Genomic DNA, 13,881 nt, shown 5'->3' on the forward strand with positions numbered 1-13,881 from the left:
TTTGCGGGTCCACCCCGCGGCACGTATAGTCATACATGTCGCCGCGGGGTGGAGCAGTTCGGTAGCTCGCTGGGCTCATAACCCAGAGGTCGCAAGTTCAAATCTTGCCCCCGCAACCACAGAAGGCCCCCGGACCGTCACGGTCCGGGGGCCTTCGCCTTGCCCGGAGGACCCCGGGCGGGAAGGAGCCCCCACGGCCGCGGCCGTGGGGGCTCTTCCGTGCCCGGGGACGGGGCGGGGTCAGACCTCTTCGGAGGAGACGATCCGCTCGGCGTTGCGGGACTTCAGGGCGGCGAGCCGGGCCTCGATCTCCGACTGCTGGCCCAGGGACTCGAGGGACTCGAACTGCGCGTCCAGGGAGGACGCGGCGAGCTCCTGCTGGCCCAGGACACGGGCCTCCTCGCGGCGGATCTTGTCCTCGAAGCGGGAGACCTCGCTCGTCGGGTCGAGCACGTCGAAGGCCTTGAGCGCGTCCTGGACCTGCGACTGCGCCTGCGCGGTCTTCTGCCGGGCGTTGAGCTCGTCCCGCTTGTTGGACAGCTCCTGGAGCTTGCCCCGCATCTTGTTGAGCCCGTCCTTGAGCTTCTCCACGACCTGGGTCTGGGACTGGATCTGCGGTTCGGCGCCGCGCGCCTCCGTCTCGTACTGGATCTGGCGCTGGAGGGCGACCTTGGCGAGGTTGTCGAACTTCTCGGCCTCGGAGGACTTGCCGGCGCCCCGGTACTCCTCGGCCTTGTTCGAGGCCGCGAGGGCCTTGTTGCCCCACTCCTGGGACTCGCGCACGTCCTCCGCGTGGTCCTGCTCGAGCAGGCGCAGGCTGCCGATGGTCTGCGCGACGGCGGCCTCGGCCTCGCGGATGTTCTCGGTGTAGTCGCGGACCATCTGGTCCAGCATGAGCTGGGGGTCCTCGGCGGCGTCGATCATGCCGTTGATGTTGGCCTTCGCGAGCTGGGCGATGCGGCCGAAGATGGACTGCTTGATCATGGTTCCTTCTCTCCTCTGGTGCTTCCCGGGAGGGGCTCCCGGGATCATGGGTCGGTCGGGGACGGTGGGTCGGTCAGGGGTCACGGGGCGGACGAGGGTCAGAGGGGCGGCGGTGCGCGGTGCCCGTCCGGCGGCGGGCGCCCGTCGGCGCGGATCAGAAGCTGCCGCCGATGCCGCCGCCGAAGCCTCCGCCGCCACCGCCGAACCCGCCGCCGAAGCTGCCGCCGAAGCCTCCGCCGCCACCGCCGAAGCCTCCGCCGCCGTTGAGGATCGAGCCGAGGAGGATGCCGCCGAGCATCGCGCCGCCCAGACCGCTGTTGGAGCGGCCCCGGTGGCCGCCCATCCCCACGGGCGTGCCGAAGCCGCCGTAGGAGAAGGAGTCGACGTCCTGCTGGGCGATGTACTGGGCCTCGCCGGCGAGCCGGACGGCCTCGTTGGCGCAGGTCAGCGCCTCGGAGGGGTCCGACTTCCGGGCCTGCTGGGCGGCCTCCAGGTAGCGCTCGGCCTCCGCGAGGCGGGTGCGGGCCTCCGGGCCGACACCGCCGCGGCGGGCCCAGATGTACTCGCTCGCCGAGCTCAGCTGCGCCTGCGCGGAGACGAGGGTGTGGGCGAGGGTCTCCCGCGCGGAGCGGTCCCGGTCGTTCTGGGAGCGCACCGACGCGAGCCCCTTGTCGAGCTCGTCCTTGGCCACTGCCAGACGCCGGCTCAGGCCGAGCGGGTCGATCCGTCCCGCGCCCATCTGCTCCTCGACGGTGCGCAGGACGGCGCCGACGCCGGCGACCGCCCCGGCGAGCTCCGGGTTGGAGCCGCGCCGGACGAGGGCGTCCGCCTCGGCGACGTCCCGCTGGGCGATGGTCACGGCGTCCTTGAGGGACTCCTCGGCGTGGGCGAGCTCGGTGGCCGCGTGCTCCACGGCGTCGAGCAGGCCCCCGGCCTGCCCCACGCCCTCCTCGGCGGCGCGGATGTCCAGCACGGCGTCGCTCGTGCGCCCGGCGGCGAGGTCGGTGCGGGCCTCCTCCACGGCGGTGTCCACGAAGTCGAGCCGGTCCCGGGCCTGGTCGATGTTGTCCTTGACGGGGGCGAGCGCCGTGTCGTTGTAGCGGGCGGTGAGCTCCCGCAGCCGGGCGTCGGCCGTGCCGAAGCGGGGGCGCACGGCCTCGGCCTGGCGCCGCACCTCCTCGAGCGCCTGCGGGGCGCGGGACTCCAGTTGGCGCAGCGAGCTGAACGCCTCCTGGTGCTCCTGGAGCGGGCGCTGGGCGTCCTGGGAGCGGGCGATGATCTCGCCGAGCCAGGCGCGCTGCTGCTCCTCGGTATCGGGGATGTGGTCCTCGAGCTGCTGCTGGAGGGCGAAGGAGGCCTGCATGTGCTTCTTGGCGTCCTGGACGGCGCGGCGGAACGGCTCGACCTGCTCGTCCCCGTACTGCAGCTGGGCGAAGGCCAGCTCCTGCTCGGAGTGCTGGATGGCGTTGTCGGTGGACACCAGCAGCTCCCCGGCCCGCTTGCGCAGCTCCGGCACCGGGACCTCCTGGTAGGGGCCGGCGGGACCCTGCGGAGCGCCCCGGCCGCCGGGCCCGCCCTGCGGGGCGGACCCCTGCTGCCGGCGCTTCTTGTTGCGGGAGGCCATGCCGTAGACGGCGAGCCCGCCGAGGCCGAGCGCCCCGAGACCGAGCAGGCCGAAGCCCGCGCCGCCCCCGTCCGAGCTCTCCCCGGTCCCGGCGGGGGCGCCGGAGAGCTCGGTCTCGATGCCCTCGACGGCCCCCTCGACCGCGCCGTCCCAGTCGTCGGCCGCGAGCGCCGGGGTGATGAACTGCCGGTTGATGCGCTCCTGCTGCTCGGTGCTGAGGGGCCCCGTGGAGTACGCGGAGAAGCGCTGCTGCCGGTCCTCCGTGGCGACGACCAGCACCGCGTCCGAGCTGCCGAGCCCGTTGAGCTCGGCGAACTCCTGCAGCCACTCGTCGGGATCCGAGGGGTCGGTGAAGGTGTCGACGAACACGGCGGTGAGGGTGATCCCCTCCTGGGTGGCGAGCTCGCGCACGTCCGCGGCCAGCGCGGAGGGATCCTCCAGCACCCCGGACTCGTCGACGATCCGCTCGCCCGGGGGCACGTCGACGGGCGGCTGGGCGAGAGCCGCTCCCGCGGGTACGAACAGGGCGAGCGTCAGGCCGCAGCCGGCGGCGGTCCGGCGGGCAATGGGGCGCCAGTGCATGATCTCCCTCACGTGGTCGGTGCTCCCGATTCTAGGGCGAGGGCGTCACGGCGTGGCGATCGGCGCCGGACCTACGCGCAGGGCGAAACCACAAGGCGGCTGATGACCTGCGGGCGGGCCCCGGCGGTCCCCGGCCGCCGTCCGGGCGGCGCCCGGGGAACGGCCAGGGCTCTCAGCGTCGTCTCAGTGCGGACGTGGATACTTGGGGACAGAGCCGCCCGTGCCACCCCGTCCGCACCGGGGACCGCCGGGCCCGTCCGTTTCCAGGAGGAGACCCCCATGTCCGAGCCCCGCGACCCGCGGTACGGTGCCGATCCACAGCTCACACAGCCCCTCCCGCCCGTCTACGGCCGTCCGGCCCACGACCCGTGGGCGTCCGGCGCCGAGCAGGACGCGCGCGCCGGCCACGGGGCACCGCAGGCCGGCGGCCAGGACGCGGGCCCCTACGCCGGGGCGTGGCAGGGCGCCGGGGACCCCGCCGCCCGGCACCCGTGGGGGAACGGCACCGGGAGCGGCACCGGGGGCCGCCGGGAGCGGCGGCGCTTCTCGGGGGGATCGCTCGTGACGGGCATGGTCCTGGCCGCACTGGTGGGGGCGGGGGCGGCCGTCGGGACGGACGCCCTGCTGGACGGCGGCGGCGCGGCACCGGCGGCGGGCGGGTCGACGTCCAGCTCGGTCATCGTCAACGACCAGGACGAGGTGAACGCGGTCACCGCGGCGGCCGTGAAGGCGTCCCCGTCCGTGGTGACGATCTCCGCGTCCGGCGGCGGTCAGAACGGCTCCGGCTCGGGGGTGATCATCGACGACGAGGGCCACATCCTCACCAACACGCACGTGGTGACCCTCGACGGGACCACGAGCAGCCCCTCCCTCGAGGTGCAGCTCGACGACGGCAGGGTGCTGCCGGCCGAGGTGGTCGGCACCGACCCGCTGTCCGACCTCGCGGTGCTCAAGGTCGACGCCCAGGGGCTGACCCCGGCGACCCTGGGCTCCCTGGACGACGTGAACGTGGGCGACACGGCCATCGCGATCGGCGCGCCGCTGGGCCTCGCGGGCACGGTGACCGACGGGATCGTCTCCACCCTCAACCGGACCATCACGGTGGCCTCCTCCGCCGCGCCGTCCACGCCGTCGGAGGGCGACGGCGAGGGCGAGGAGCAGGGCGGCGGCAACGACTTCTTCTTCAACTTCCCCGACGAGGACGGCGGCTCCGGCGGCCGCTCGCAGGGATCCTCGCCGTCGGTGTTCCTCAACGTGATCCAGACCGACGCGGCCATCAACCCCGGCAACTCCGGCGGGCCGCTGATCGACACGGACGGCGAGGTGATCGGGATCAACGTGGCCATCGCCTCGGCCGGTTCCGGCACGGAGGCCGGCAACATCGGCGTGGGCTTCTCGATCCCCGTCGACACCGCCCAGCGGGTGGCCGTGGAGATCATCAACAACGGCCGGGCCACGCACGGCTACCTCGGCACGAGCGTGAGCGCCGCCCCGGGCGCGGACGGCCGGAGCCGGGCCTTCTCCGACGGCGCCGCGGTGGAGCAGGTCGTGCCCGGCTCGCCGGCCGACGAGGCCGGACTGGAGGTGGGCGACGTGATCACGGAGTTCGACGGCCACCGCATCCAGGACGCGAGCTCCCTGACGGCGGCCGTGCGCGAGCTGCCCGCCGGTGGGACCGGGACGATGACGTTCGTGCGGGACGGCGAGGAGCGCACCGCGGACGTGACGGTCGGGGACGCCGAGGAGCAGCAGTGAGCGGCCGGCCCCGGCGGGCGGCCGGTCGCCGGGGCTAGCTCCCGGCGCCCGCGAAGCCCAGCTGGCGCCAGGCCTCGTAGACGGCGATGGACGCCGAGTTCGCGAGGTTCAGCGACCTCCGGGCCGGCAGCATGGGGATGCGGACCCGCGCGGTGACGTGCGGGTCAGCCTTCACCGCGGCGGGCAGGCCCACCGACTCGGGGCCGAACAGCAGCACGTCCCCGGGGCGGTAGGCCACGTCCGTGTGCGAGACCTCGCCGTCGGTGGTGAACGCCCAGACCCGTTCCGGGGCCAGGGCGGCCCAGGCCGCGTCCAGGTCCGGGTGGACGGTCAGCACCGCGAGGTCGTGGTAGTCGAGGCCGGCCCGGCGCAGGTGCGCGGAGCCGAAGTCGAAGCCCAGCGGCTCCACGAGGTGCAGCTCGGCCCCGGTGACCGCGGCGAGGCGGATCGCGTTGCCGGTGTTGCCCGGGATCTCGGGGGTGTGGAAGAGGATGCGGAGCATGACCGCCAGTCTACGGACGCCGGACGCACGCCCGGGCCGGGGCCCTAGACTGGAGTCCGTGCCGCACGAGCCCGCCTACCTCGACCACGCCGCCACCGCGCCCCTCCGGCCCTCCGCGCTCGCCGCGGTCGCCGAGCAGCTGGCCCGCGGCGGCAACCCGTCCTCGCTGCACCGCCCCGGCCGCGCGGCGCGCGCCGTCGTCGAGCAGGCCCGCGAGGACGTCGCCGCGGCCCTGGGCGCGGAGCCCGTCGAGGTGGTCTTCACCTCCGGGGGCACCGAGGCCGACAACCTGGCCGTCCAGGGCCTGTACCGGCACCGGCGCGAGCAGGACCCCCGCCGCCGCCGCGTCCTCGTCTCCGCGGTGGAGCACGCCGCGGTGTCCGACACCGTCGAGTGGCTGGCCGCCCACGAGGGCGCCGAGGCCGTCTGGCTGCCCGTCGACGCGGCCGGCCGCGTGGACCCGGCCGCCGTGCGGGAGGAACTGGCCCGCGACCCGGGCGCCACCGCGCTGCTGGCCGTCATGTGGGCCAACAACGAGGTGGGCACCGTCCAGCCCGTCGCGGAGATCGCCGCCCTCGCGGAGGAGTTCGGGGTCCCCTTCCACTGCGACGCCGTGCAGGCCTTCGGCGCGCTGCCCGTCGACGCGCACCTGCCCGGGCTCACCACGCTGGCCGTCTCGGCCCACAAGGTGGGCGGACCGGTGGGTGCCGGGGCCCTCGTGGCCGGGCGCACGGTGGGGCTGGCGCCCGTCCAGCACGGGGGCGGGCAGGAGCGCACGGTGCGCTCCGGCACCCTCGACGCCGCCGCGCTCGCCGGCTTCGGGGTGGCGGCCCGTGAGGCCGCCGCGGAGCGGGAGACCGAGCAGGAGCGGCTCGCGGGCCTGCGCGACCGGCTGGTGGAGGGCGTGCGCCGGATCGTGCCGGACGCCGTGCTGCGCGGACCGGAGGACCGGGAGCACACGGGCGCCCGGCTGCCCGGCAACGCCCACTTCACCTTCCCCGGGTGCGAGGGCGACTCCCTCCTGTTCCTGCTGGACGGCGCCGGGATCGCCTCCTCCACCGGCTCGGCCTGCCACGCCGGGGTGCCCCGCGCGTCCTCCGTGCTGCTGGCCATGGGCCTGGACGAGGCCACCGCGCGCGGTGCGCAGCGCTTCAGCCTGGGCCGCACGAGCACGGGCGCCGACGTCGACGCCCTGCTCGCCGCGCTGCCCGAGGTCCACCGGCGGGCACTGCGCGCCGGGCTCTCCGGCGCGGCGCCCGTCTGAGCCCGCACCGGTCGACCCCGCGCCGGTCCGATCCCGCGCCGCTCCGATCCCGCACCGGCGGGGACCGCGGGACCCGCCGGTGCGGGGCCGGGGAATACCGGCCGGCCCCGCACCGTTGACGCCACGGACCCCGACCCCGACCCCTGGAGACGATCTCACCGTGCGAGTACTGGCAGCCATGAGCGGCGGCGTCGACTCGGCCGTGGCGGCGGCCCGCGCCGTCGACGCCGGCCACGACGTGACGGGCGTGCACCTGGCCCTCTCGCGCACGCCCGGCACCCTGCGCACCGGTTCCCGGGGCTGCTGCACGATCGAGGACTCCCGGGACGCCTGGCGCGCCGCCGACGTCCTGGGCATCCCGTACTACGTGTGGGACTTCTCCGAGCGCTTCCAGGCCGACGTCGTCGACGACTTCGTCGCGGAGTACGCGGCCGGACGCACGCCCAACCCGTGCCTGCGGTGCAACGAGAAGATCAAGTTCGCCGCCCTGCTCGAGAAGGCCCTCGCCCTGGGCTTCGACGCCGTGTGCACCGGGCACTACGCCAAGGTGGTCGAGGACCCCGCCGGCGGCCGGGAGCTGCACCGCGCGGCGGACTGGGCGAAGGACCAGTCCTACGTCCTCGGCGTCCTCACGGCCGAGCAGCTCGAGCACGTGCTGCTCCCGCTGGCCGACACCCCGTCCAAGGCCGAGGTGCGGGCCGAGGCCGCCCGCCGCGGGCTGTCCGTGGCGAGCAAGCCCGACTCCCACGACATCTGCTTCATCCCCGACGGCGACACCCGCGGTTGGCTCGCGGAGCGCATCGAGATGACCGAGGGCGAGATCAAGGACGTCGAGGGCAACGTGGTCGGCACCCACTCCGGCGCCAACGCGTTCACGGTGGGCCAGCGCAAGGGCCTGCGCATCGGCACCCCGGCCCCCGACGGCAAGCCGCGCTTCGTCCTGGAGATCCGGCCGCGGACCAACGAGGTCGTGGTGGGCCCGCAGGCGATGCTGGCGGTCGACGAGCTGCGCGGGATCCGCCCCTCCTGGGCCGGGGCGCCCGTGCCCGAGGCGGCGCCGCTCCTGCGGCCCGGGGCCGCGGCCGGGGCGGCGTCGGCCCCGTTCCCCGTCCTCGCCCAGGTCCGGGCGCACGGGGACCCCGTTCCCGCCCGGGCCCATCTCGAGCTCGTCGAGGGGGACGGCGGCCCGCTGCCCGAGCTCGTGGTCCGGCTCGAGGAGCCGATGCGCGGCGTGGCCCCCGGACAGTCGGTCGTGCTCTACCAGGGCACCCGGGTCCTCGGCCAGGCCACGGTCGACCGCGCCCACTCGCTGGCCCGCCCCGACGTCCCGGGTGGTGCGGGCCGGCCCGATCCCGCCCGATAGACTGGCGGCCATGACCGCACCGCACCCCCACGCCTCCGCCGACGTCCGGGCCCACCAGGACTTCGACGCCACCGCGTCCTCGCTCCAGGAGCAGGCCGACCCCCGCGTGCTCGCCGAGCTGCAGTCCATCCGCGGCACCATCGACAACATCGACGCGGCCCTGGTGCACCTGCTCGCCGAGCGGTTCAAGGCGACCCAGCGCGTCGGCGTCCTCAAGGCGACCCACGGCCTGCCCGCCGGCGACCCGGACCGCGAGGCCGCCCAGATCGGCCGCCTCCGGGCGCTCGCGGCCTCCGCGCAGCTCGACCCCGAGTTCGCGGAGAAGTTCCTGAACTTCATCATCAGCGAGGTCATCCGCCACCACGTGGCCCTCTCCGAGGACCACCGGCGGCAGGACGACGACCGCCCGTGACCCGCAGCGCCCCGCCCGGCCCCCGGCGCACCGACCCCGACGTCCCCGGCGTCGTGGGCACGGCCCTCGGCGCGATGCCGGGCACGGACGTCGTCGAGTCCGTCACGCTGCTGCGCGGCGAGCTCGGGGCCCCGCACATCTCGTTCCTGCCCGTCCTGCCCGCCCGCGGTGCGGCCGCCGACCCCGTGGCCCGCACCGCCGCGGTGCTCGACGACCTGTACGCGGACCGGCAGCCCCACGGGCTGCGCGTCTCCGGGGTGCCCGGCAAGGACTCCCGGTCCGCCCGGGCGCTGCTGGCCGGCGACGTCAACGTGCTCGCCGACGTGATCGGCGCCGAGAGCGGCCCCGACGACGCCCCGGTCAAGACCCAGCTCGTCGGCCCGCTCAGCCTGGCCGCCCGGCTCCACCTGCACGCGGGGGAGCGGGCGCTCAAGGACCACGGCGCCCGCCGCGACATCGCGGACTCCCTGGCCTCCGGCGTCCTCGAGCACGTCCGCGCGGTGCGCGCCGCGGCCCCCGGTCGGGACGTCCTCGTCCAGCTGGACGAGCCCGAGCTCGCCCGGGTGCTCGCGGGCGGCCTGCCCACGATGAGCGGCTACCGGACGCTGCGCGCGGTCCCCGCCGCGGAGGCACGGCGCTCGCTCACCGCCGTCGTCGAGGCCTGCCGGTCGGCCGGCGCCGCCGGCGTCACCCTGCGGCTGCCGCCCGGGGTCGACCCCCGGCTCGCCCGGGAGACCGGCGCGGACGCCGTGCAGGTCCCGGCCCCCGCCGGCACCGTCCACGACTGGGAGCCGCTCGCCGCGCTCGTCGAGGACGGCATGCAGCTGTGGCTGGGCCTCGTCCCCGCGGCCGGCGGCACGGCCCGCGCCCTCGCCGCGGACGTGTGGTCCGTGTGGCGGGACCTCGGGCTGCCCGCCGCCGCCCTCGACCGGGTCCGGATCACACCGCGCGAGGAGCTCGACGCCCTGGGCCCCGCCGAGCTGCGCGAGGTCCTCGCGCGGGTCACCGGAACCGCCTCCGCGCTGGCCCGGACCGCCGCCGACGCGTGAGCCCGTCCCACCCGGTGGACCGACACACTCCGCGCCGAGGTGCGGGGCGGGCCGCAATCGGCCCCAATGCAGGTGGACCCCGGTCCACCACGACGCCCAGGACACCCTGGCCACGACGCCCCGGACGCCCCGGGCCACGGCGGCCCCCGCCCCGGCGGGCCCGCCCCACACCACCGGAGAGGCGATGAACGCGCGAATACTGGTCGTCGACGACGACGCCGCCCTGTCGGAGATGATCGGGATCGTCCTGACCGCGGAGGGCTTCGAGCCCGTCTTCTGCTACGACGGTGCCACCGCCGTGGACACCTTCCGGGCCGTGCGCCCGGACCTGCTGCTGCTCGACCTCATGCTCCCGGGCAAGGACGGTATCCAGGTCTGCCGCGAGATCCGCACGATCTCCGACGTCCCGGTCGTCATGCTCACCGCCAAGTCGGACACCGTCGACGTGGTCCGCGGTCTGGAGGCCGGGGCCGACGACTACGTGCCCAAGCCCTTCAAGCCCGCTGAGCTCGTGGCCCGGGTCAAGGCCCGGCTGCGCCCCGTGGAGCGCGCCAACTCGCAGGAGCTGCGGATCGGCGACCTCACCATCGACGTGAGCGGGCACAGCGTGCACCGCGGGGACCACGAGATCGGTCTCACCCCGCTCGAGTTCGACCTGCTCACCGCCCTGGCGCGCGCACCGCACCAGGTGTTCTCGCGCGAGATGCTGCTCCGCGACGTCTGGGGCTACCAGCACGCCGCCGACACGCGGCTCGTCAACGTCCACGTGCAGCGGCTGCGCTCCAAGATCGAGCGGGATCCGGAGAGCCCCGAGATCGTGGTCACCGTGCGCGGAGTCGGCTACAAGGCGGGCACGTCCGCCCGATGACCCCGCCGGACGCCGCCGCCTCCTCCCGGCGCCGCGGGCCGGCCGGCGCCGCGACCCGGCGGCTGCGGCTGGGGCGGCTCCTGCTGGCCCGCCGGTGGCGGCAGTCCCTGCAGTTCCGGGCCATCGCCGTGTCCCTCTCCCTGACCGCGCTGGCCTTCTTCGTCACGGGCAGCTTCCTCTCCCACCAGATCGCGGACCGGCTGTTCTCGGAACGGCTGGACCAGGTCCTCGCCTCGGCCACCGCGGACTTCGAGCAGGTGCAGGCCAGCTTCGACGCCTCGGACGCCTCCGACCGCGACGAGCTGCAGGCGCTCGTGGCCTCGACCCTCGGCTCGCTCTCGGTCGACGGCGCGGAGACGGAGCGCTGGATCCTGCTCCCGATGGACTTCACGAGCGGGCAGACCCTCATCCCGGCGCAGAGCCAGAGCCCCTGGATGACCTCGAGCACCGTGCCGCCGGAGCTGCAGGAGCGGCTCGCGGAGCAGGACGGCGTGTTCTGGCAGCCCGCCTCGGTCCGGGTCACGGAGAACGGGGAGGAGGCCCCCGTCATCGTCGTCGGCACGGTGGTGGACCTCTACCAGAACAGCCGCTACGGGCTCTACCTCGTCTACGACTTCTCCGAGCCGCAGCGCACCCTCGACGCGATGCACGCGGTGCTGCTGCTGTCGGTGGTCGTCCTGCTGCTGCTCGTGGGCGCGATCGTCTGGTACGTCACCCGCGAAGTGGTCCGCCCCGTGTCCAGCACCGCCCGCGTGGCCGAGCAGCTCGCGGACGGCGACCTGGGCGTGCGGATGCCCGTCAGCGGCTCGCACGAGGTCGCCCGTCTCGCCCGGTCCTTCAACCGCATGGCGGACAGCCTGCAGGACCAGATCACCCAGCTCGAGCAGCTCTCCTCGATGCAGCAGACCTTCGTCTCGGACGTCTCCCACGAGCTGCGCACCCCGCTGACCACGGTGCGGATGGCGGCCGAGGTGCTCTTCAACGCCCGCGAGGACTTCGACCCCGTCAACCGGCGCTCCGCCGAGCTGCTCTACCACCAGGTGGACCGCTTCGACGCCCTGCTGGCCGACCTGCTGGAGATCTCCCGCTTCGACGCGGGGGCGGCGCGGCTCGAGGTGGCCAGCGTCGAGCTGTTCTCGGTCGTGCACGACGTCGTGGAGGCCGCCGCCCCGCTCGCCGTCTCGTCCGGCTCCACGGTGCGGGTGCGCTCGGAGCTGTCCCGCTGCACCGTCCAGGGGGACCAGCGGCGGATCGAGCGGATCCTGCGCAACCTCGTGGTCAACGCCCTCGAGCACGGGGAGGGCCGGCCCATCGACATCGTGGTGGGGGCCTCCGAGGTGGCCGCGGCGGTGGCGGTGCGCGACCACGGCATCGGGATGACCGAGGAGGAGGCCGCCAAGGCGTTCAACCGCTTCTGGCGCGCTGACCCGGCCCGGGCCCGCACGACCGGCGGGACGGGGCTGGGCCTCGCGATCGCCACCGAGGACACGCGGCTGCACGGCGGGCGGCTCGACGTCTGGGGCGCCCCGGGGGAGGGCGCGTGCTTCCGGCTCACCCTGCCCCGGACCCGCGGACGGCGGCTCGTGCCCGACGACGAGAGCCCGCTCGGTCTGCCGCCCGACGCCGACGCGTACCCGGAGACCGCGGTGGTGACCAGGACGGGGACCCTGGCCCTGGCCTCCGCGGCCGCGGCGGAGCCGGCGCCCCCCGCCGCGGCCCAGCCGACCGACGTCGAGGAGGACCGGTCATGAGCAGGACCCGGCGGCAGACCCGCACGGCAGCACTGGCCCTGGCCGCGGCCGTGGCGCTCGGCGGCTGCGGAGCCATTCCCCGGACGGGACCCGTGCACCGGCACGCGGAGCCCACCCGGTCCGCGGTCCAGCCGAGCTACGACGTCGAGCCGGCCGGCCCCCGCGAGGGCGCGACGCCGGAGCAGATCGTGCGGGGCTTCCTCGCGGCCGGGACGGGCGTGGCCGACGACTACTCCGTGGCCCGCGAGTACCTCACCCCCGAGCTCGCGGGCACCTGGCACCCCGACGCGCGCACCCTCGTGCACCGGGGCGACGCCGTGCCCGTGCCCCGGCTCGAGGACAACGAGTACCGGGTGAACCTCGAGGTGGACAGCGTGGTGGACGGCAGCGGCGTGATCGAGCGCAAGCCGGCGGGCGCCACCGAGGTGCTCGACTTCGACGTGGTCCAGGTGGACGGCCAGTGGCGGATCTCCGACGCCCCCGACGCCACGGCGCTCACCCCGGCCGACTTCGAGGACATCTTCGAGCCCCACCACCTCTACTTCGCGGACGAGGACCTGTCCAACGTGGTGGTCGACCCCCGCTGGTTCCCGGACCGGGTGCCCGTCTCGACGTCGATCGTGCGGGCCCTGCTCGGCGGCCCCGCGCCCTACCTCCGGGGGGCCGTGACCTCGGCCTTCCCCCCGGGCACCACGCTCGCCCGCTCGGCGGTGCCCGTGCGGGACGGCACCGCCACGGTGGAGCTCAGCGTGCCCGAGTTCGACCCGGCGAACATCGAGATCAACCGCCGGATGCACGACCAGCTCGCGCTGAGCCTCCGGTCGCTGACCGCGGTGAACGACGTGGAGCTGCTCGTCGAGGGGGCGCCCGTGGAGCTGGGCGCGGGGTGGACGGACGCCGCGCCCGTCCAGGACGTCACCGTCCCGTCCCGCCAGGTCGGGCTGCGCGAGGGCGACCTCGTGTTCTACCAGGGCGGCCAGACCGAGAACGTGGACGGGATCCCGCCGCTGGACGGCCACCACCCGTCCAGCCCCGCGATGGACGCCGCCGCCGAGCACTTCGCGTTCGTGGACACGGGCACCGGCTCGCTCGTGACCGTGGCGCGGGAGGAGGAGCCCGTGGAGCAGTTCAGCGGGACCGGCCTGACCCGACCGAGCTTCGACGAGCACGGGTGGGTGTGGACCGGGGACTCCGCCGGGACCGTCCGGGCCGTGCGCGCCGTCCCGGGCGCCGGGAGCCCGGTCCGCGTCGAGGCATCGTGGCTCGCCGCGCGGACCGTGACGTCCCTGCGGGTCTCGCGCGGGGGCACCCGGGCGCTCGTCGTCACCGAGGACGAAGGGGTCTCCCAGATCTGGCTGACCGGTGTGGTGCGCGAGCCAGACGGCACGCCCCGCCGGCTCAACGAGCCGTTCCGGGTGGCCGCGGACGTCGACGCGGACGCGGCCCTGTGGCTCAGCGACCGCGAGTTCGTCGCGGCCCCGCTCGGCGGCACCGGCTCCGTCCGGCCCCGCGTCTACGACGTGTCCGGGCGCTTCCGCGAGCTGCCCGGCATCGAGGGCCTCACCGGGCTCAGCGGGGGCAACGGCACGTCCTCCGTCTACGCCGTGGCCGGCGGCACGCTGCACATGCTCACCGGCAACGCCTGGGCGCCGCAGAGCGAGGACGTCCTGGACACGGCGTTCGCCGGCTGACCACCCGCCGGGCCCGACCGCGGTCCACAGCCCCGG

Annotated in this window: 11 protein-coding genes and 1 tRNA gene; 9 read left to right on the forward strand and 3 right to left on the reverse strand. The window is 75.3% G+C overall.

Features of this window, described 5'->3' with window-relative positions; all coding sequences use genetic code 11:
• Positions 1–42 precede the first annotated feature (42 nt).
• Positions 43–119, forward strand: a tRNA-Met gene (locus EQG70_RS06625).
• A gap of 121 nt (positions 120–240) precedes the next feature.
• On the opposite strand, the gene EQG70_RS06630 is transcribed toward EQG70_RS06625, so the two are convergent.
• Positions 241–984 carry a PspA/IM30 family protein gene (locus tag EQG70_RS06630; protein ID WP_017833616.1) on the reverse strand — a complete coding sequence of 248 codons (744 nt, stop codon included), beginning with the start codon at positions 982–984 and terminating at the stop codon, positions 241–243.
• Positions 985–1,138: 154 nt separating this feature from the next.
• Positions 1,139–3,190, reverse strand: coding sequence for a TPM domain-containing protein (locus EQG70_RS06635; protein WP_109268249.1), 2,052 nt, complete (start codon positions 3,188–3,190; stop codon positions 1,139–1,141).
• 279 nt (positions 3,191–3,469) lie between these two features.
• Between EQG70_RS06635 and EQG70_RS06640 the strand changes: the two genes are divergently transcribed.
• Positions 3,470–4,945, forward strand: a complete 1,476-nt coding sequence (locus EQG70_RS06640) for a S1C family serine protease (protein WP_109243507.1) — start codon at positions 3,470–3,472, stop codon at positions 4,943–4,945.
• A 34-nt stretch (positions 4,946–4,979) separates the two neighbouring features.
• Here the strand turns inward: EQG70_RS06640 and EQG70_RS06645 are convergent, their stop codons facing one another.
• On the reverse strand, positions 4,980–5,447 hold the full coding sequence (locus tag EQG70_RS06645; RefSeq protein ID WP_017833618.1) for a tRNA (cytidine(34)-2'-O)-methyltransferase: 468 nt from the start codon (positions 5,445–5,447) through the stop codon (positions 4,980–4,982).
• Positions 5,448–5,505: 58 nt separating this feature from the next.
• Between EQG70_RS06645 and EQG70_RS06650 the strand changes: the two genes are divergently transcribed.
• The 7 genes from EQG70_RS06650 to EQG70_RS06680 all read left to right on the forward strand — a co-directional run bounded on the left by EQG70_RS06650 (position 5,506) and on the right by EQG70_RS06680 (position 13,845).
• Positions 5,506–6,711, forward strand: coding sequence for a cysteine desulfurase family protein (locus EQG70_RS06650; protein ID WP_017833619.1), 1,206 nt, complete (start codon positions 5,506–5,508; stop codon positions 6,709–6,711).
• A 160-nt stretch (positions 6,712–6,871) separates the two neighbouring features.
• Positions 6,872–8,074, forward strand: coding sequence for a tRNA 2-thiouridine(34) synthase MnmA (gene mnmA / locus EQG70_RS06655; protein ID WP_081615777.1), 1,203 nt, complete (start codon positions 6,872–6,874; stop codon positions 8,072–8,074).
• Positions 8,075–8,084: 10 nt separating this feature from the next.
• Positions 8,085–8,486 (forward strand): chorismate mutase, encoded by a 402-nt coding sequence (locus EQG70_RS06660; protein WP_017833621.1) that lies wholly within the window; start codon positions 8,085–8,087, stop codon positions 8,484–8,486.
• Positions 8,483–9,535: a uroporphyrinogen decarboxylase/cobalamine-independent methonine synthase family protein gene (locus EQG70_RS06665; RefSeq protein ID WP_017833622.1), complete on the forward strand. Its 1,053-nt coding sequence runs from the start codon at positions 8,483–8,485 to the stop codon at positions 9,533–9,535. The genes EQG70_RS06660 and EQG70_RS06665 overlap by 4 nt, the downstream gene beginning before the upstream one ends.
• 184 nt (positions 9,536–9,719) lie before the next feature.
• Positions 9,720–10,403 carry an MtrAB system response regulator MtrA gene (gene mtrA / locus EQG70_RS06670; RefSeq protein ID WP_017833623.1) on the forward strand — a complete coding sequence of 228 codons (684 nt, stop codon included), beginning with the start codon at positions 9,720–9,722 and terminating at the stop codon, positions 10,401–10,403.
• Complete coding sequence (mtrB, locus tag EQG70_RS06675; protein WP_017833624.1) at positions 10,400–12,154, forward strand: MtrAB system histidine kinase MtrB; 1,755 nt, start codon at positions 10,400–10,402, stop codon at positions 12,152–12,154. Before mtrA ends, mtrB begins: the two co-directional genes overlap by 4 nt.
• On the forward strand, positions 12,151–13,845 hold the full coding sequence (locus tag EQG70_RS06680) for an LpqB family beta-propeller domain-containing protein (RefSeq protein ID WP_017833625.1): 1,695 nt from the start codon (positions 12,151–12,153) through the stop codon (positions 13,843–13,845). The genes mtrB and EQG70_RS06680 overlap by 4 nt, the downstream gene beginning before the upstream one ends.
• Positions 13,846–13,881: the final 36 nt, after the last annotated feature.

Source organism: Kocuria rosea (genome assembly GCF_006094695.1).
Lineage (GTDB): Bacteria > Actinomycetota > Actinomycetes > Actinomycetales > Micrococcaceae > Kocuria > Kocuria rosea.

Bases quoted from the DNA above. Each gene is read 5' to 3' on its own strand.
- EQG70_RS06630 (WP_017833616.1), bottom strand. From the start codon at position 984: ATGATCAAGCAGTCCATCTTCGGCCGCATCGCCCAGCTCGCGAAGGCC.
- EQG70_RS06680 (WP_017833625.1), top strand. From the start codon at position 12,151: ATGAGCAGGACCCGGCGGCAGACCCGCACGGCAGCACTGGCCCTGGCC.
- EQG70_RS06645 (WP_017833618.1), bottom strand. From the start codon at position 5,447: ATGCTCCGCATCCTCTTCCACACCCCCGAGATCCCGGGCAACACCGGC.
- EQG70_RS06635 (WP_109268249.1), bottom strand. From the start codon at position 3,190: ATGCACTGGCGCCCCATTGCCCGCCGGACCGCCGCCGGCTGCGGCCTG.
- EQG70_RS06660 (WP_017833621.1), top strand. From the start codon at position 8,085: ATGACCGCACCGCACCCCCACGCCTCCGCCGACGTCCGGGCCCACCAG.
- EQG70_RS06640 (WP_109243507.1), top strand. From the start codon at position 3,470: ATGTCCGAGCCCCGCGACCCGCGGTACGGTGCCGATCCACAGCTCACA.
- mtrA (WP_017833623.1), top strand. From the start codon at position 9,720: ATGAACGCGCGAATACTGGTCGTCGACGACGACGCCGCCCTGTCGGAG.
- mtrB (WP_017833624.1), top strand. From the start codon at position 10,400: ATGACCCCGCCGGACGCCGCCGCCTCCTCCCGGCGCCGCGGGCCGGCC.